The sequence below is a fragment of the Streptomyces adelaidensis genome, assembly GCF_016598475.1.
GTDB lineage: Bacteria > Actinomycetota > Actinomycetes > Streptomycetales > Streptomycetaceae > Streptomyces > Streptomyces adelaidensis.
The window spans coordinates 1-17790 of record NZ_JAEMUX010000018.1 but is presented as its reverse complement, the minus strand read 5'-3'; the positions used below and the strand labels follow the sequence as shown (position 1 = coordinate 17790).

Annotated in this window: 14 protein-coding genes and 2 tRNA genes; 4 read left to right on the top strand and 12 right to left on the bottom strand. The window is 68.7% G+C overall.

What is annotated here, in order from left to right:
- Window positions 1-343 precede the first annotated feature (343 nt).
- The 4 genes from ndk to I8N67_RS13080 all read right to left on the bottom strand — a co-directional run bounded on the left by ndk (window position 344) and on the right by I8N67_RS13080 (window position 5761).
- On the bottom strand, window positions 344-757 hold the full coding sequence (ndk, locus tag I8N67_RS13095; RefSeq protein WP_095753071.1) for a nucleoside-diphosphate kinase: 414 nt from the start codon (window positions 755-757) through the stop codon (window positions 344-346).
- A 76-nt stretch (window positions 758-833) separates the two neighbouring features.
- Window positions 834-1247, bottom strand: a complete 414-nt coding sequence (locus I8N67_RS13090) for a DUF4233 domain-containing protein (protein ID WP_200303216.1) — start codon at window positions 1245-1247, stop codon at window positions 834-836.
- Window positions 1248-1256: 9 nt separating this feature from the next.
- Window positions 1257-2762: a bifunctional tetrahydrofolate synthase/dihydrofolate synthase gene (gene folC / locus I8N67_RS13085; RefSeq protein WP_200303215.1), complete on the bottom strand. Its 1506-nt coding sequence runs from the start codon at window positions 2760-2762 to the stop codon at window positions 1257-1259.
- Window positions 2763-3136: 374 nt separating this feature from the next.
- Window positions 3137-5761, bottom strand: coding sequence for a valine--tRNA ligase (locus I8N67_RS13080; protein WP_200303213.1), 2625 nt, complete (start codon window positions 5759-5761; stop codon window positions 3137-3139).
- Between the two features lie 137 nt (window positions 5762-5898).
- Between I8N67_RS13080 and I8N67_RS13075 the strand changes: the two genes are divergently transcribed.
- Window positions 5899-6843 carry a hypothetical protein gene (locus I8N67_RS13075; protein WP_200303204.1) on the top strand — a complete coding sequence of 315 codons (945 nt, stop codon included), beginning with the start codon at window positions 5899-5901 and terminating at the stop codon, window positions 6841-6843.
- Window positions 6844-7025: 182 nt separating this feature from the next.
- Here the strand turns inward: I8N67_RS13075 and clpX are convergent, their stop codons facing one another.
- From clpX to I8N67_RS13050, 5 genes are all read right to left on the bottom strand, one after another.
- The gene (gene clpX, locus I8N67_RS13070) at window positions 7026-8312 is read right to left on the bottom strand and encodes an ATP-dependent Clp protease ATP-binding subunit ClpX (protein ID WP_200303202.1); all 1287 of its coding nucleotides are present in this window, start codon (window positions 8310-8312) and stop codon (window positions 7026-7028) included.
- Between the two features lie 201 nt (window positions 8313-8513).
- Window positions 8514-9194 (bottom strand): ATP-dependent Clp protease proteolytic subunit, encoded by a 681-nt coding sequence (locus I8N67_RS13065; protein ID WP_200303200.1) that lies wholly within the window; start codon window positions 9192-9194, stop codon window positions 8514-8516.
- A gap of 100 nt (window positions 9195-9294) precedes the next feature.
- The gene (locus tag I8N67_RS13060; protein WP_189709844.1) at window positions 9295-9903 is read right to left on the bottom strand and encodes an ATP-dependent Clp protease proteolytic subunit; all 609 of its coding nucleotides are present in this window, start codon (window positions 9901-9903) and stop codon (window positions 9295-9297) included.
- 412 nt (window positions 9904-10315) lie between these two features.
- The gene (gene tig / locus I8N67_RS13055; RefSeq protein WP_200303198.1) at window positions 10316-11734 is read right to left on the bottom strand and encodes a trigger factor; all 1419 of its coding nucleotides are present in this window, start codon (window positions 11732-11734) and stop codon (window positions 10316-10318) included.
- A gap of 199 nt (window positions 11735-11933) precedes the next feature.
- A tRNA-Pro gene (locus tag I8N67_RS13050) sits at window positions 11934-12010 on the bottom strand.
- A gap of 177 nt (window positions 12011-12187) precedes the next feature.
- On the opposite strand from I8N67_RS13050, the gene I8N67_RS13045 reads away from it, so the two are divergent.
- A tRNA-Gly gene (locus I8N67_RS13045) sits at window positions 12188-12261 on the top strand.
- A gap of 191 nt (window positions 12262-12452) precedes the next feature.
- Here I8N67_RS13045 and I8N67_RS13040 read toward each other — a convergent pair.
- Window positions 12453-12647 (bottom strand): hypothetical protein, encoded by a 195-nt coding sequence (locus I8N67_RS13040; RefSeq protein ID WP_200303197.1) that lies wholly within the window; start codon window positions 12645-12647, stop codon window positions 12453-12455.
- Between the two features lie 588 nt (window positions 12648-13235).
- Between I8N67_RS13040 and I8N67_RS13035 the strand changes: the two genes are divergently transcribed.
- Window positions 13236-14438, top strand: coding sequence for an acyltransferase family protein (locus I8N67_RS13035; protein WP_200303195.1), 1203 nt, complete (start codon window positions 13236-13238; stop codon window positions 14436-14438).
- Window positions 14439-14459: 21 nt separating this feature from the next.
- Here I8N67_RS13035 and I8N67_RS13030 read toward each other — a convergent pair whose 3' ends face one another.
- Together I8N67_RS13030 and I8N67_RS13025 are read right to left on the bottom strand one after the other, a co-directional pair.
- Complete coding sequence (locus tag I8N67_RS13030) at window positions 14460-14945, bottom strand: HD domain-containing protein (protein ID WP_200303193.1); 486 nt, start codon at window positions 14943-14945, stop codon at window positions 14460-14462.
- Between the two features lie 200 nt (window positions 14946-15145).
- On the bottom strand, window positions 15146-16318 hold the full coding sequence (locus tag I8N67_RS13025; RefSeq protein ID WP_200303191.1) for a PP2C family protein-serine/threonine phosphatase: 1173 nt from the start codon (window positions 16316-16318) through the stop codon (window positions 15146-15148).
- A 225-nt stretch (window positions 16319-16543) separates the two neighbouring features.
- On the opposite strand from I8N67_RS13025, the gene I8N67_RS13020 reads away from it, so the two are divergent.
- A partial coding sequence (locus tag I8N67_RS13020; protein ID WP_200303189.1) for a GNAT family N-acetyltransferase occupies window positions 16544-17790 on the top strand: 1247 nt, incomplete at its 3' end.

Genomic DNA, 17790 nt, shown 5'->3' with positions numbered 1-17790 from the left:
CTTCCCAGGTGGAGCGCTGACGGCTTTTGAGAGCTTTTCAGGCTTTTCGGGTCGGCGAAGTGGGTGCTGTGACGTGAAGGCTTACATCGTAGTCTCGCCCGCACGAACACTGCGCGAGGGTCTTCGCCATTGTGGGCATGCGATGCGCCGCCTCGCCTGTGGAGACGATCCATCGGGGGTGCGCGTTCCCCCGATCGCCACGCATATGCCGTTGTAGGGCAGGAATTTCGCGGGGTTGGCTGGTCAGACGGGGTAGGCCGTGTGGGTGGTGGCCGAGTGTTGCCAGAAGAGTAAGTGCGGCGGGGGCGGGACGACTCACCGGCCCCCGCCGTCACTGACGTCGCTACGCGCGACCGGGGAAGAAGATCTTCACCTCGCGCTCGGCCGACTCCTCGGAGTCCGAGGCGTGGATGAGGTTCTCGCGCACGATCACGCCGTAGTCACCACGGATGGAGCCGGGCGCGGCGGCGATCGGGTCGGTCGGGCCGGCCAGCGCCCGTACACCCTCGATGACGCGCTCGCCCTCGACGATCAGCGCGACGACCGGACCGGAGGCCATGAACTCGACCAACGGCTCGTAGAACGGCTTGCCCTTGTGCTCGCCGTAGTGCTGCTCCAGCGTCTCCTGGTCCAGGGTCCGCAGCTCCAGCGCGGTGATCTGCCAGCCGGCCTTCCGCTCGATACGGCTGATGATCTCGCCGGTCAGGCCACGCCGGACGGCGTCGGGCTTGAGCAGGACGAGGGTGCGCTGGCTCACGGTGGTGACTCCTTCATTTCACAAGCGTGCGGAGCTCAGAGGCTACAGGGCGTATTCGAGGGGGCGTTACGCAGCGTCAGGAAGCCGCGGCGGGGGACCCCTCCTGGGACCCCTCCTGGGACTCCTGCTGGGCCTCCTGCTGGGCCTCCTGCTGGGCCTCTTGCTGGGCGGCGAACCGGGCCTTCGCCTCGTCGATCTTCCGCCCGAAGTGGACCGAGGCCCACCACAGGACGGCGAAGACCGCACCCATGAAGAACATGGTCGGGACGGAGAACCCGGCGGCGATCAGGCCGACCTGGAGCGCCCAGCCGAGCTGGATGCCGCCGGGCCGGGTGACGAGGCCGCACAGCACGACGCACAGGAACATCGCGATGCCGCTGACGGTCCAGACCGTCGACATGGTCAGTTCCGGGTCCTTCATGGCGACCAGACCGGCGAAGCCGATCACGAAGATCTCAGCGATCAAGGTCGAAGCACAGAGAGTACGCATTCTTGAGACTCAGCCCTTCCCCAGCAGCAGCCGGGCTTCGCCGACGGTGATGACGGAACCGGTGACGAGGACGCCGCAGCCCGTGAACTCCCCGTCCTCCTCGGCGAGCGTGATCGCCGCCTCCAGGGCGTCGGGCAGCCGGGGCTCGACCTGCACCCGTTCCTCACCGAACACTTCGACCGCGATCCCGGCCAGTTCGTCGGCGTCCATCGCCCGGTGGCTGGAGTTCTGCGTGATCACGACCTCGGCGAAGATCGGCTCGAAGGCCTCCAGCAGCCCTCGTACGTTCTTGTCGCCACTCGCGCCCACGACCCCGATGACACGGCTGAATTCGAACGCCTCACCGACCGCCTCGGCAGTGGCGCGCGCCCCCGCCGGGTTGTGGGCGGCGTCCAGGACGACCGTCGGGGAACGCCGTACGACTTCCAGCCGGCCCGGCGACGACACGACCGCGAAGGCCTTGCGGATCGTGTCGAGGTCGAGCGGCTCGGGACGCTGCGAGCCGACGCCGAAGAACGCCTCTACCGCTGCGAGGGCGACCGCCGCGTTGTGCGCCTGGTAGGGGCCGTGCAGCGGGAGGTAGACCTCGGGGTACTCGCCGCCCAGGCCGCGCAGGGTGAGCATCTGTCCGCCGACGGCGACCTGACGCGAGACGACCCCGAACTCCAGCCCCTCCCGGGCCACCGTCGCGTCTACCTCCACGGCCTTCTTCAGCATCACCTGTGCCGCGTCGACCGGCTGCTGCGCCAGGATCACGGTCGCGTCCTGCTTGACGATCCCGGCCTTCTCGACGGCGATCTCGGCGGGCGTGGAGCCCAGCCGGTCGGTGTGGTCGAGATCGATGGGGGTGACGACGGCGACGTCCCCGTCGATGACGTTGGTGGCGTCCCAGGTGCCGCCCATGCCGACCTCGACGACGGCCACGTCGACGGGCGCGTCCGCGAAGGCGGCGTACGCCATGCCGGTCAGCACCTCGAAGAAGGAGAGCCGGTACTCCTGTTGGGCGTCGACCATCTCGATGTACGGCTTGACGTCCTCGTACGTCTCGATGAACCGCTCGGCGGAGATCGGCGCGCCGTCGAGGCTGATCCGCTCGGTGATCGACTGGACGTGCGGCGAGGTGTACCGGCCGGTGCGCAGTTCGAAGGCGCCGAGCAGGGCCTCGATCATGCGGGCGGTGGAGGTCTTGCCGTTGGTCCCGGTGATGTGGATCGAGGGATACGACCGCTGCGGCTCGCCCAGCACGTCCATCAGCGCGGCGATCCGCTTGACCGACGGCTCCAGCTTGGTCTCACCCCAGCGGCTCGCCAGTTCCGTCTCGACCTCGCGCAGCGCCCTGTCCAGCGCCGGGTCGTCCGGCCGCGCCGGTACGTCGGCCTGTGCCGCTCCGCCCTGGGTCCGCAGGGTACGGCTGCCGGCCTCGATCACCGCGAGATCGGGGTCCCGGTCGGTCTCGGCGGCGATGATCTCCTCGAAAGGGTCGATCGGCTCGGGCTGCTCACTGCGTTCGCTCACGAGGTCAGTCTACGAGGGGGCTCCGCCGGGCTGGAGGCGCCATATGGGTCGGGGGTGCGCGTGGTGTGGCGACCTCGGCTGGTCGGTGGCTGATCGCGCCGTTCCCCGCGCCCCTTACGGGGCGCGGGGCGGCTCCTCAGCTGCGGGCAGTCCTGCCGCCGGGGCTCCACCGCGGAGGGAGCGCCCTCATGGGTCGGGGGTAACGCGTGGTGTGGCGACCTCGGGCGGTCGGTGGCTGATCGCGCCGTTCCCCGCGCCCCTTACGGGGCGCAGGTCGGCTGCGGGCACCCGGCCGCCGCCCCTGGGGTGGGCGAAGGCCCCCGGGGTCCGATGGGCGCCGGGGGCCTTCAGTCGTGTACGAGCGTTGCCGGCGGCTATGCCTTCGGCAGGCGCTCCAGTTGGGAGGCGATCCGGGTGATGTCCTCGTCGGCCTTGGCGAGGCGGCCGCGGATCTTGTCGACGACCTGGTCGGGGGCCTTCGCGAGGAAGGCCTCGTTGCCGAGCTTGGCCGTGGCCTGGGCCTTCTCCTTCTCGGCGGTGGCGAGGTCCTTCGCGAGGCGTTTGCGTTCGGCGGCGACGTCGATGACGCCGGAGAGGTCGAGGGCGACCTCGGCGCCCGCGACCGGCAGGGTCGCGGTGGCCGCGAAGCCGTCGGTCTCCGGCTGGAGGCGGAGGAGCTGGCGGATGGCGGCCTCGTGCGCAGCGAGCGCCGTGCCGTCGAGGGTGAGACGGGCCGGGACGCGCTGGCCCGGCTGGAGGCCCTGGTCGGCGCGGAAGCGGCGGACCTCGGTGACGACCTGCTGGACCAGCTCGATGTCGCGCTCGGCGGCCTCGTCACGGAAGCCACTGTCCTTGGGCCAGTCGGCGATGACGAGGGACTCGCCGCCGGTCAGCGTCGTCCACAGGGTGTCGGTGACGAACGGGATGACCGGGTGGAGGAGGCGCAGCGTGACGTCGAGGACCTCGCCCAGGACGCGCTGGCTGACCTCGGCCGGCTCGCCGCCCGCCTGGAAGGTGGTCTTGGACAGCTCGACGTACCAGTCGAAGACCTCGTCCCACGCGAAGTGGTACAGCGCCTCGCTGAGCTTCGCGAACTGGTAGTCCTCGTAGTACGCGTCGACCTGCTCGACCGTCTCGTTCAGGCGGGAGAGGATCCAGCGGTCGGTCGCCGAGAGCTTCGACGCCTCCGGCAGCGGGCCCTCCACCGTCGCGCCGTTCATCAGCGCGAAGCGCGTCGCGTTCCAGATCTTGTTGGCGAAGTTCCGGGAGGCCTGGACCCAGTCCTCGCCGATCGGGACGTCGGTGCCGGGGTTGGCGCCCTTGGCGAGGGTGAAACGGACGGCGTCGGAGCCGTACTTGTCCATCCAGTCCAGCGGGTCGACGACGTTGCCGAAGGACTTCGACATCTTCTTGCCGCGTTCGTCGCGGACCAGGCCGGTCAACGCGATGGTCTCGAAGGGGACTTCGCCGTCCATCGCGTACAGGCCGAACATCATCATCCGGGCGACCCAGAAGAAGATGATGTCGTGGCCGGTGAGCAGGACGTCGGTCGAGTAGAACTTCCGCAGGTCCTCGGTCTGTTCGGGCCAGCCGAGGGTGGAGAACGGCCACAGGCCGGAGGAGAACCAGGTGTCGAGGACGTCGGTGTCCTGGGTCCAGCCCTCGCCGGTGGGCGGCTCCTCGTCGGGGCCGACGCAGACCGTCTCGCCGTTCGGGCCGTACCAGACGGGGATGCGGTGGCCCCACCACAGCTGGCGCGAGATGCACCAGTCGTACATGTTGTCGACCCAGTCGAAGTAGCGCTTCGACATGTCCTCGGGGTGGATCTTGACCCGGCCGTCCCGGACGGCGTCACCGGCGGCCTTCGCCAGCGGGGCGACCTTGACCCACCACTGGAGCGACAGGCGCGGCTCGATGGTGGTCTTGCAGCGCGAGCAGTGGCCGACGGAGTGGGCGTACGGGCGCTTCTCGGCGACGATCCGGCCCTGCGAGCGGAGCGCGCCGACGACGGCCGAGCGGGCCTCGAAGCGGTCCTGGCCGAGGAACGGGCCGTGGACGGTGATGATTCCGTGCTCGTCCATGATGGTCATGGACGGCAGGCCGTGGCGCTGGCCGATGGCGAAGTCGTTCGGGTCGTGGGCCGGGGTGACCTTGACGGCGCCGGTGCCGAACTCCGGGTCGACGTGGGTGTCGGCGACGACCGGGATGGTGCGGTCGGTCAGCGGGAGCTTGATCTGACGGCCGATGAGGTGGCGGTAGCGCTCGTCGTCCGGGTGGACGGCGACGGCGGTGTCGCCGAGCATCGTCTCCGCGCGGGTGGTCGCGACGACCAGGGAGTCGTCGCCCTCGCCGTACCGGATGGAGACCAGCTCGCCGGCGTCCTCCTGGTGTTCGACCTCGATGTCGGAGATCGCGGTCAGGCAGCGCGGACACCAGTTGATGATGCGCTCGGCGCGGTAGATCAGCTCGTCGTCGTAGAGCCGCTTGAAGATGGTCTGGACGGCCTTGGACAGGCCCTCGTCCATGGTGAACCGCTCACGGCTCCAGTCGACGCCGTCCCCTAGCCGGCGCATCTGGCCGAGGATCTTGCCGCCGTACTCCTCCTTCCACTGCCAGACGCGCTGGACGAACTCCTCGCGCCCCAAGTCGTGGCGGGACTTGCCCTCTTCGGCGAGCTGCTGCTCGACCTTGTTCTGCGTGGCGATGCCGGCGTGGTCCATGCCGGGGAGCCAGAGGGCCTCGTAACCCTGCATGCGCTTACGGCGGGTGAGGGCGTCCATGAGGGTGTGCTGGAAGGCGTGCCCGAGGTGCAGGCTGCCGGTGACGTTCGGCGGCGGGATGACGATGGTGTACGGCGGCTTCTCGCTCTTCGCGTCGGCGGCGAAGTAACCCTTCTCCACCCAGCGCTCGTACAGCGTCCCCTCTACATCGGCCGGCGCGTACTGGGTCGGCAGATCGGTGGCGGGCGCTGATGGCTGCTGCTGAGCGTTCTCGGTCACCCCCTCAGTTTAGGGGTGTCACGGGGTGGTCCCGAAACTCGATTCTTCGGTAACGGTGTGACCCCCGATGCTTCCCGCGCAAACGGTCTGGGCCAGGATGTGAGAACCACATAAGTATCTGGAGGGGAACCCAGAACATGAGCTACAACCAGCCGGGCCCGTACGGCGGGCAGCCCCAGCAGCCCGGCCCCTACGGCCAGCAGCCGCCTCAGGCCGCCCCCCAGCCCGGCTACGGCTACCCCCAGCAGGCGCCTGTGCAGCAGCCGGGCTACGGCTATCCGCAGCAGGCCCCCCAGGGTGTCCCGCCCCAGACCCCGCCCTACGGCCAGCAGCAGGCCTATGGCCAACAGCCCCCGTACGGCCAGCAGCAGCCCTACCCGACCGTGCCCCAGCCGCCCGCCTCCGGCGGTGGCGGCGGCAAGAAGGTCGGCATCATCCTCGGCGCGGTCGCCGTCGTGGCCGCGATCGCCGTGGGCGCGTACTTCGTCATCGGCGGTGGCGGCGCGGACATCGCGGACGACGGTGCTCACAAGCTGACCACTCCGGGGACTGTGCTCACCGATTACAAGAAGAGCGACAGTGGTGACGGCGCCTTGTCCGACAGCGACGTGGAGGACGCCGAGAAGTGGGGAGTGAGCAACCCCAAGGACGTCAGCGCCTCGTACGTGTCGGGCAACGAGAACAACCCGATGGCGCAGAAGCAGCTCCACTTCAGCGGCGTCTACGGCGACATCGAGGACCCCGAGAAGGTCGTCGACGCCATGCTGGACCACATGCAGTCGCAGTCCGGTAAGGACGATGACGACGTGAAGGTCACCATGGTGGGCGACCCGACGTCGTACGACTCCGCCGAGGGTGCGGTCCTCAAGTGCCAGGACGCCAAGATGGAGCCCACCGACGCCGGCACGAGCGACGGTCCGAGCGTGATGAACCTGTCGTTCTGCGTGTGGGGCGACTACAGCACGGTCGGCGTCGTGATGCCGATGGACCTGGCGAGCATCATGGCCGAGAAGGCGACGGACCAGTCCGCCGCCGCGGAGACGACCGCGAAGTTCCGCGACGCCGTGCGCGTGAAGGCGTAAGCGCGAGAGCGTGTGCAAGTACAGGGAGGGGGCGGCCCGGTCGGGCCGCCCCCTCCCTGTCGCACCATCGATCGCACCATCGATGTGACGTCGGTCTTCGCCGTACCGACCGTAGTCACCGCACCGAAGAGGGCACCCGACGTGTTTCGTCGGGTGCCCTCTTTTCTGCAAGTGCGCGGCAGCTAGGCCGTCTTCTGCTCCCCCGGTCCCCGCCCGCGGGCGTCGCGCGGGATCAGGGTCGGGTTGACGTTGGAGCGGACGACGTCGGCGGTGATGACTACGCGGGCGACGTCCTTGCGGGACGGGACCTCGTACATCACGGACATCAGGACTTCCTCCATGATGGCGCGCAGGCCGCGGGCGCCGGTCTGGCGGAGGATGGCCTGGTCGGCGATGGCTTCGAGAGCCTCGCGCTCGAAGTCCAGCTCCACGCCGTCGAGTTCGAAGAGGCGCTGGTACTGCTTCATGAGCGCGTTGCGGGGCTCGACGAGGATCTGGAGGAGGGCTTCGCGGTCGAGGTTGTGGACCGAGGTGATGACGGGGAGTCGGCCGATGAACTCCGGGATCATGCCGAACTTGACGAGGTCCTCGGGCATGACGTCCTCGAACTGGTCCTTGGACTGCAGCTCGCGCTTGGAGCGGATGGTCGCGCCGAAGCCGATGCCCTTCGCTCCCGCCCGGGACTCGATGATCTTCTCCAGGCCGGAGAAGGCACCGCCCACGATGAACAGGACGTTCGTCGTGTCGATCTGGATGAACTCCTGGTGCGGGTGCTTGCGGCCGCCCTGCGGCGGGACCGAGGCCGTGGTGCCTTCCAGGATCTTCAGCAGGGCCTGCTGGACGCCCTCGCCCGATACGTCGCGGGTGATGGAGGGGTTTTCACTCTTCCTGGCGACCTTGTCGATCTCGTCGATGTAGATGATTCCTGTTTCGGCCTTCTTGACGTCGTAGTCCGCCGCCTGGATCAGCTTCAACAGGATGTTCTCCACGTCCTCGCCGACGTAGCCCGCCTCCGTGAGCGCCGTCGCGTCCGCGATGGCGAACGGGACGTTCAGCATGCGGGCGAGGGTCTGGGCGAGGAGGGTCTTGCCCGAGCCCGTCGGACCCAGCAGCAGGATGTTGGACTTCGCCAACTCGATGGCGTCCTCGCGGCTTTGACCGCCGCCGTTCTCACCGGCCTGGACCCGCTTGTAGTGGTTGTACACCGCGACGGAGAGGGCCTTCTTGGCCGCCTCCTGGCCGACCACATAACCCTCGAGGAACTCGTAGATCTCGCGGGGCTTCGGGAGTTCCTCCCAGCGGACCTCGCTGGTCTCGGCGAGCTCCTCCTCGATGATCTCGTTGCAGAGGTCGATGCACTCGTCGCAGATGTACACACCGGGCCCTGCGATGAGCTTCTTGACCTGCTTCTGGCTCTTGCCGCAGAACGAGCACTTGAGCAGATCGCCGCCGTCACCGATGCGTGCCACGGTGTGCTTCCCCTTCGCCTGGGAGACGCCTGGACAATTGGAATCCAGCGGCTCCTGGTGCTGCCTTATGTCGACGGTACCTTGCCGGGCCCCCCGTTCGGGCCCCCCTTGGCGTGGTTCGCTTTGACGTGCACCTTGTCGTGCGGTGGGTCAAACGGTGCCAACCATGCCAAGGGGCGGTAGACAATACAGCCTTTCCCGTCAGCTGATGCTGCTGTTGTTCATCTTCCGGGTGGAGATGATCTGGTCGATCAGGCCGTACGCCAGCGCGTCCTCGGCCGTGAGGATCTTGTCGCGCTCGATGTCCTCGCGGATCTTCTCGACCGGCGTGGTGGAGTGCCTGGCCAGCATGTCCTCCAGCTGCGCGCGCATGCGGAGGATCTCGTTGGCGGCGATCTCCAGGTCGGAGACCTGACCGCGGCCGGTCTCGCTGTACGGCTGGTGGATCAGGACGCGGGCGTTCGGGAGCGCCATGCGCTTGCCCGGGGTGCCCGCGGCCAGCAGGATCGCGGCGGCGGAGGCCGCCTGGCCCATGCAGACCGTCTGGATGTCCGGCTTCACGAACTGCATCGTGTCGTAGATGGCCGTGAGCGCCGTGAAAGAGCCGCCGGGGCTGTTGATGTAGACCGAGATGTCCCGGTCGGGGTCCATCGACTCCAGGCACAGCAGCTGCGCCATGACGTCGTTGGCGGAGGCGTCGTCGATCTGCACGCCGAGGAAGATCACCCGCTCCTCGAAGAGCTTCGCGTACGGGTCGTACTCGCGGATGCCCTGCGAGGTGCGCTCGACGAAGCGGGGGATGACGTAGCGGGACTCGGCGACGGGGCCGGTGTACTCGGCGCTGGTGCGGTCGTAGAGGCCGCTGCCGGGGTAGCTGTTCACGGTGTCTCCAAAAAAGGGGCTGAGGCGGTGGCTGAGGGCGGGAGGAGGCTCGTACGGCCCCTGCTGGGTCCCTGGGGGAGCCAGGGGCCCGTACAGGTCCTTACGCCGCCCCGGTACCGCCGCCGCCCGGCATACCGGCGGCCGTGGGGATGACGTCGTCGATGAGGCCGTACTCCTTGGCCTCGAAGGCGTCGAACCAGCGGTCGCGGTCCGAGTCGCGGGTGACCTGCTCGACCGTCTGGCCCGTGTGCTGCGACGTGAGCTCGGCCATGCGCTTCTTGGTGTGCAGCAGCCGCTCGGCATGGATCTTGATGTCGGAGGCCGAGCCGGCCAGGCCGGCGGAGGGCTGGTGGATCAGGATCTCGGCGTTCGGCAGCGCGAAGCGCTTGCCGGGGGTGCCCGCGCTGAGCAGGAACTGGCCCATCGAAGCGGCGAGACCCATGGCGATGGTCACCACGTCGTTCTTGATGAACTGCATGGTGTCGTAGATCGCCATACCGGCCGTGATCGAACCGCCCGGGCTGTTGATGTACAGGTAAATGTCCTTGTCCGGGTCCGCGGCAAGGAGCAGCAGCTGTGCGGTGATCTTGTTGGCAATGTCGTCGTCGACCGGCTGGCCGAGGAAGATGATCCGCTCGCCGAGCAGCCGGTTGTACACCTGGTCACCGAGGCCACCACCGATGGAGGGCTCGCCGGCGGCGTAGGGCATCAGATTCGTCACGTATCCACCTGCTCGTCTTACGACGGCGCCGGGCCGTCTCACGTTTCCCTGCGGAGGACTTCGGGCGTCCGGCCGTTACGCCGACACCACTGCCCTCGTATTCATGGACCCTAACGCGCGGCCCCCTTCGGAGAATCCCGCAGAGGGAACTGTTCGCTGTCAGCGCATGCGTGTGCGCTCCGCTGGTAGGGCGGGTGCCGGGTGGCCGCCGGCCCACTGAGGGGCGTGGGGAACTGCGCGACCGGCCCACCACGAGCCGCACTCGCCGATGCGCGGAGGGTGGCAGACGCGTCTGCGGCTCGTACGTGGCCGGTCGCGCGGTTTCCCGCGCCCCCAAAAGCCCGACGGGCCCCTGGGTCGTAAGTGACCCAGGAGCCCGTCAGATGTTCGAGCGGAGCGATCAGGCTTCGTTCTTCTCCTCGGCCTCGGCCTCGGTCTCAGCCTCGGCGGAGCTCTCCGCGGCCTCGGTGGTCTCCTCGGCGGAGGCCTCCGTGGTCTCGTCCTCGTCCTCGTCGTCCAGGTCGACGAGCTCGCCGTTGGTGTCCTTGACGGTGGAGGACTCGACGACGAGGGCGAGGGCCTTGCCGCGGGCGACCTCGCCGACCAGGAGCTGGACCTGGTTGTTCTGGACGACGGCCTGGGCGAACTGGTCCGGGGACATGCCGGAGGAGGCCGCGCGGCGCATGAGGTGCTCGGTGAGCTCCTCCTGGTTGACGTTCAGCTTCTCCTTGGCGACCAGCTCGTCGAGGACGAACTGGGTCTTGATGCCCTTGACGGCCGCTTCCTGGGTCTCGGCCTCGAACTCCTCGGCCGTCTTGCCCTGGATCTCCAGGTACTTCTCCAGGTCGATACCCATCTGGCCGAGCTGGTGGTGCTCCAGGTTGTGCTTGCGGGTGTTGATCTCGTCCTCGAGCAGCTTTTCGGGGACGGGCACCTCGACGATGTCCAGGAGCTTCTCCAGCACGCGCTCCTGGGCCTGCGTGGCCTGGTCGTACTGCTTCATGTTCTCCAGGCGCTTGCGGCTGTCGCCGCGCAGCTCCTCGAGGGTGTCGAACTCGGAGGCGAGCTGGGCGAACTCGTCGTCCAGTGCCGGGAGTTCGCGGGCGGCGACCTGGGTGACCTTGACGGTGACCTCGGCCTCCTTGCCGGCCGCCGAGCCGCCCTTGAGCTCGGAGGTGAACGTGGCCTCGGCCCCGGCCTCCAGGCCCTTCACGGCGTCGTCGATGCCCTCCAGCAGCTCGCCGGAGCCGATGGTGTAGGAGACGCCGTCGGCGACGCCGTCCTCCAGGATCTCGCCGTCGACCTTGGCCTGCAGGTCGAGGGTGACGACGTCGCCCTCCTCGGCGGCACGCTCGACCGGGGAGGTCGAGGCGAAGCGCTCACGGAGCTGCTCGACCGCCTTGTCGATGTCCTCGTCGGTGACCTCGACGGCGTCGACCTCGACCTCGATGCCGGAGTAGTCCGGGATCTCGATGGTCGGGCGGACGTCGACCTCGGCGGTGAAGTTCAGCGTTTCGCCGTCCTTCAGCTCCGTGATGTCGACCTCGGGCTGGCCCAGGACGTTGAGCTCGGCCTCGTTCACGGCCTCGGTGTAGAACTTCGGAAGCGCGTCGTTGACCGCCTCCTCCAGGACCGCACCGCGGCCGAACCGCTGGTCGATGACGCGCGCCGGGATCTTGCCCTTCCGGAAGCCCTTCACCGTGACCTGCTGGTTGATCTTCTTGTACGCCGCGTCGAGGCTGTCCTTGAGCTCCTCGAAGGGCACCTCGATGCTGAGCCGAACCCGAGTCGGGTTCAGGGTCTCCACGGCGCTCTTCACGGTTCGGTCTCCTTGATGGCTGACTTCTTGGGGGTTCTACTGGACCACCTGCCGAAACGGGCAGAGCCTCAGCGGATTCGCGGCCCTTGGAGAGACGTAAGAGTGCAGACACACGGGCGCGCAGTTTGCATAGTAGCCGCAGGCGGTACACGCCCCAAAAGGTGATCTTGCCGGGTGGCGGGCGCGCCGTCCGGCACGGTGGTCGGGGTGGCGGGATTTGAACCCACGGCCTTCCGCTCCCAAAGCGGACGCGCTACCAAGCTGCGCCACACCCCGTCTGGTGCGACACGAAGGGTACATGCCCGCAGGCCATGCGGTTACCGCATTTACCGAGTGCGCGGGCGCGTGCGACGGCGGGCGCCGGACGCGGCCCGGAACGGGTGTGCGGCGAGGGCGGCCGAGCCGCTACGATGCCTTCTGTGCCGCGGTCGCCCGACCTGCGGCGCGAGCTGTGCGGGCGTAGCTCAATGGTAGAGCCCTAGTCTTCCAAACTAGCTACGCGGGTTCGATTCCCGTCGCCCGCTCCAACGGCCTCCGGCCCGGCTTCGAGGGACTCCTCGGACCGGGCCGGAGGTTTTTGTATGCCCGATCCCGCCTGTATGCCCATTCCCGCCCGGTCCGTTCTCGCGTTCCGCTCAGCACTCGCGACTCTGCGTGACGAGACTGGTCAGCCGGTCGGCCCAAGGCGGCGATCACCCGGTTTCCTCGAAATCCGTCGTCAGAACTGGATCGAGTTGAGGGTGTCCGCTATCGAGTTCAGGAAGCGCTGGATGTCGTCGGCCATGCCTGTGGAGGCGAGAAAGAAGCCGAAGAGTATGGCGACCACGGCCGGGCCGGCCTTGATCGTCCCTCCTCGCATCAGCACTACCAGGATGATCCCCAGCAAAAGCACCACTGACAGCGAAATGGCCACAACAGATCACACCCTCGGTCGGTCCGCACCCGGCCCGGGGCGCCGACCCCACGCGCACCCCGCCAGAACCATCGTGCCACCAACCAGGCCTTCGTATGCGGCAGGTGAGGCAACGTCGGTCACCCCGTCGTGCGGCCCGTGCGCACCCGTCCGGCCAACAGGAGGGCGCCGGGGGTGAATTCACGATGATCGTTGCCGTGCACACACATCGCGTCCGCAGATAATTCGAATTGTTGCCACAGACACATCAAAGGCGTTGTCAGGACGGCTAATTAACCGGACATTTCACCAGAGTCGCCGACGCATGTTATGCACCATTTAGTCGGGATGAATGCGGACAGAAGGGTGGCGGAGGGGCCGCATGTCAGGGGGTGCGGTGTACGCACGGTGATGCTCTGCCCGGTGAAAACCCCACCGAATCCTGGGTACTCGAGGATGACACGTACCCCTCAATACAGGATTCACCTCGATGGTTTTACGAAATCGCACAGACAACGCTAGGCTGCCTCAGATGTTCACCGCTGCCTCGTCCCCCACCTGCGCAGCGAGTGCTCGGACCGCCCCGCCGAGTTTCCGGCGGGTGGGTCTGTGACGAACTCGCTGCGACCGCACGGCCATCCCAGCGCGCCCCTCCCTCCGGCACAGTCACCACAGTCGCCGGCCGACGGAGTGCCGAGTCCGCGCTCGCTGAAGTCCTCGTCCCCCCACGCGACATCGAACGGCGCCTCCCCGGAGGCCAGACCCGCCAAACAACGTGACGCGTTCTTCGACAACGCCAAGTACCTCGCCATCGTGCTCGTCGCGATGGGTCACGCGTGGGAGCCCTTGACCGACCACAGCCGCGCCGCCGAGGCGCTGTACATGGTCGTCTACACCTTCCACATGCCGGCGTTCATCATCATCTCCGGCTATTTCTCCCGCAGTTTCGACATGCGCCCCGACCGGCTCAGGCGGCTGGTCACCGGCATAGCCGTCCCGTACGTCCTCTTCGAGGTCGCGTACTCCCTCTTCAAGCGGTACGCCGACAACGACCCCTCGCACCCGATCAGCCTGCTCGACCCCTGGTACCTCACCTGGTTCCTGATCGCGCTGTTCGTGTGGCGGCTGACGACGCCGCTGTGGAAGGTGGTGCGCTGGCCGGTGCCGCTGGCGCTCGGCATCGCGGCGCTCGCCTCGGTCTCGCCCGACATCGGTGACGACCTGGACCTGCAACGCGTACTGCAGTTCCTGCCGTTCTTCGTCGTGGGGCTCTTCATGAAGCCCGCGCACTTCCAGTTCATGCGGCGCCGCGAGGTGCGGGTCCTGTCCGTGCCCGTGATGTCGGGCGCGCTGGCGCTGGCGTACTGGCTGGGGCCGGACATGAACTCCGCCTGGTTCTACCACCGTGACAGCGCACAGGAGTTGGGTGCGCCGTGGTGGGCCGGGGTCGTCATGACCTTCGCGCTCTTCGGCTGCTCCATGGTGCTCACCACGTGCTTCTTCGCCTGGGTGCCCCGGCGGAAGATGTGGTTCACCGTCCTGGGCGCGGGCACGCTGTACGGCTATCTGCTGCACGGGTTCCTCGCGAAGGGCTCGCGCTTCTGGGACTGGTACGACGCGAACGCGTGGGTGTACCAGCCCCTCGGCGAGCTGTTCGCCACCGTCTTCGCGGCGGCCGTCATCACGGCGCTGTGCACCCCGCCGGTGCAGCGGATGTTCCGGTTCGCCATGGAGCCGAAGATGGAGTGGGCGTTCAAGCGGGACGCCACGGAGCTGGCGCGGGAGCGCGGGAAGGCCGGGGCCAAGGCATAGGGCCCGGGGTTCCCTCGTTCCTCAGTGGTTGTCCGTCACCTCCTCGGCCGCCGGTTCGTCCGGCAGGCCGAGGAGGTTTCGCATGTGGGCGTACTTGTGGGTCAGCCGGGTGCGGGTGGGTGTGTCCAGGACGGCCAGGCGGGCCGGGTTCGCGTTGTGCGCGAGGTCCGAGCGCTTGACGAGGAGGGCGCCCGGGGTGGCGAGGATGCGCGCGGCGTATGCCTCCGGAGGCTCGCCGGGGCGTTTGGTGAGGGCCAGCACGATGGCTTTCGTGCGGGTGGTCAGGGGGGCCTCGGCCAGCCATTCCTCGGTGAGGGCGTCGTCCTCGACGGCGTCGTGCAGCCAGGCTGCCGCGATCTGCTCCTCGTCTCCGCCGCGGGTGGCTACGCCGTGGGCGACCGCTTGGAGGTGCTCGGTGTAGGGGCGGCCGGCCTTGTCCGTCTGGGCGGCGTGGGCGGCCCTTGCGAGGGCCTCTACTTCGGGGAGGGGGAGGGGGGCTGGGGGCATTGGGGGCATTCGGGAGCTCCTGTCGTGGGGGGCACGGGATCGGATGGTCGCCCCCGCCGCCCCTACCCGTCCCGTCCTCAGGGGCTGCGCCCCTGGACCCGCCTCAGAGCTCGGGAGGGGTGGGGATTCTGGCGGGTGCGGGTCTTGTGTGGTTGCTCGCGCAGTTCCTCGCGCCCCTTGCGGGGCCCCCTCAGACTTCGCTACCTGGTGGTCGTGAAGCCCTCTCGGCTGATCAGCAGTAGTGCGCGGTCGTCGTTGACGTCCTTGGCCACGGCTTCGATGAGGTGCCAGGCGGCGCCGTGGAAGCCGCCGGCTACGTAGCGGTCGGCTTCGCCGGTGAGGCGGTCGATGCCCTCGACGATGTCGCGTTCGGAGGTCTCGACGAGGCCGTCGGTGAAGAGCATCAGCACGTCGCCGGGGCGGAGCGAGCCCTTGACCGGGTCGAACTGGGCACCGTCGTAGACGCCCAGGAGGGGGCCCTCGGCGGCCTTCTCCTCCCAGCGGCCGGTGCCGGCGCAGAGCTGGAGGCCCGGGGGGTGCCCCGCGGAGAAGAGCTCGTAGTCGCCGGAGTCGAGGTCGAGGACGAGGTGGATGGAGGTCGCGAAGCCCTCGTCCCAGTCCTGGCGGAGGAGATAGCCGTTGGCCGCCGGGAGGAACGCGTGCGGTGGGAGCGATCCCAGGAGGCCGCCGAAGGCGCCGGAGAGGAGCAGGGCGCGGGAGCCCGCGTCCATGCCCTTGCCGGAGACGTCGGTGAGGACGACCTCCATGGTGCGGCCGCCGTTCGTTCGGGCGGCGACGACGAAGTCACCGGAGAACGACTGGCCGCCCGCGGGCCGCAGCGCCATCTCACGGTGCCAGCCCGCCGGGAGCTGCGGCAGCTTGCTCTGGACACGGATGCGTTCGCGCAGGTCGAAGAGCATGGTGCCGCCGCGCCGCCAGGGGACGCCGACGCGGCTGCGGAACTGGGCGATGAGGAGGCCGAAGAAGCCGCAGGCGGCGACCACCAGCACTATGCCCGGCGTGACCCGGGCGGGGCCCTCGGTGTAGGGGCCGAGCCGCACGGACTCCACGATCAGTGCGGTCGCGGCGGCCGCGTACAGGCCGAGGAGGCTGGCGGGGCGCAGCAGCAGGCCGCCCGCGACGATGGGGAGGACGAGGACGGCGGGTGAGAACCACACCTCGTCGATCATCGTGAGGCAGGTGATCACCGGGATCGTCAGCAGCAGAGCGGCCAGGGCGATCCAGTCGGAACCGTCCCCGCGGAAGTAGTCGACGGCGGATTTGCGCAGGCCGGTGCGGGCCCGGTGAACCAGCTTCTTCATCCGGGCCGTGAGCGTATCGGCCGCCGCGCGCCGCTCTCGTCCTGCTGCCATTGTTCGGGACCTTATCCATCGGACCAGCCCCTGTGCACAGGAGGTCCTACTTGTCCCCCTTCCGAGGGCCGGTTCACGACGAATCTCACACAGATCTCACACCGGAACGCGCCCTTCGGCCTCCGTGCGCCCTCCGTGCGGCACCTGTGAAGGATGCCACGACACGTTCCGGAGCGCGGGGGAAATTCACTCGCTCGTACCGGATTGCCCTGCTAGGCATGGCGTATGACGACTGAGCTGCGGGCGCTGCGCAAGGAAGACTGGAACGTCTGGTACAACAACCTGGTCCGCGCCTTCGGCGGGCCGCCCGAGGCGGCCGAGGAACGCGAGGTGTGGCAGGCGCTCACGGAGTACGACCGTTCCATCGGCGCCTGGGACGACGGCCAATGTGTGGGTACGGCCGGGGCGTTCGACTTCCGCCTCACGGTGCCGGGCGGCTCCGTCGTCCCGGCGGCGGGCGTCACGATGGTGAGCGTCGCGGCCACGCACCGGCGTCGCGGCGTCCTGACGTCCATGATGCGGCGGCAGTTGGACGACATCCGCTCCTGGGGCCAGTCGCTGGCCGTACTGACCGCGTCCGAGTCGGTGATCTACGGCCGGTTCGGGTACGGCGTCGCCTCGTACCGGCTCGGCGTCGAGATCGACACCGTTCGCGCGCGGCTGTCCGTGCCGCCCGGCACCGATGACGTACGTCTGCGGTACGCGGACCCCGCCGAGGTGCTCGACGTGTGCGAGGCGGTGTACGCGCGCCGGGTGGCGGAGCGGCCGGGGATGCTGGTCCGGCGGCCCGGCTGGGAGCGGGTGGAGCTGCTCGACACGGACCGGCTGCGGGACGGGGCTTCGCCGTTGCAGTGCGTGGTGGCCGAACGCGGCGGCGGGCGGGGGGACGGCTCCGAGGTGGTCGGGTATGTGCGGTTCCGGGTCAAGTCCGACTGGGGGCCGGCCGGGGCGGAGGGCGTCGTCATGGTGAGTGTGCTGGAGGCGCTGGACCCGGCCGCGCACGCCGCGTTGTGGCGGTTCCTCTACGGCATCGACCTGACCGCGAAGATCGTCGCCCATCGGCTGCCGGTGGACGACCCGTCACTGCACCTGGTGTCGGACTTCCGCCGTTGCGGGGCGCGGGTGAAGGAGGACCTGCACGTACGGCTCGTGGACGTCGGCGCGGCGCTGCGGGCGCGAACCTATCAGGCGCCCGTGGATGTGGTGTTCGAGGTCGAGGACTCCTTCTGCCCCTGGAACGAGGGCCGTTGGCGCCTCGTCGGCGACGCGGAGGGAGCCAGTTGCGAACGGACCGCCGACCCCGCCGAGCTCTCCCTCTCCGTACGGGAGTTGGGGGCGGCCTATCTCGGCGGGACGACCCTGACGTCGCTGGCCGCGTCCGGGCGGGTGCGGGAGCTGCGGCCGGGGGCGGTGGCGGAGGCGTCCCTGGGGTTCCATTCGTCGGGGTTGGCGCCCTGGTTGCCGCACGGGTT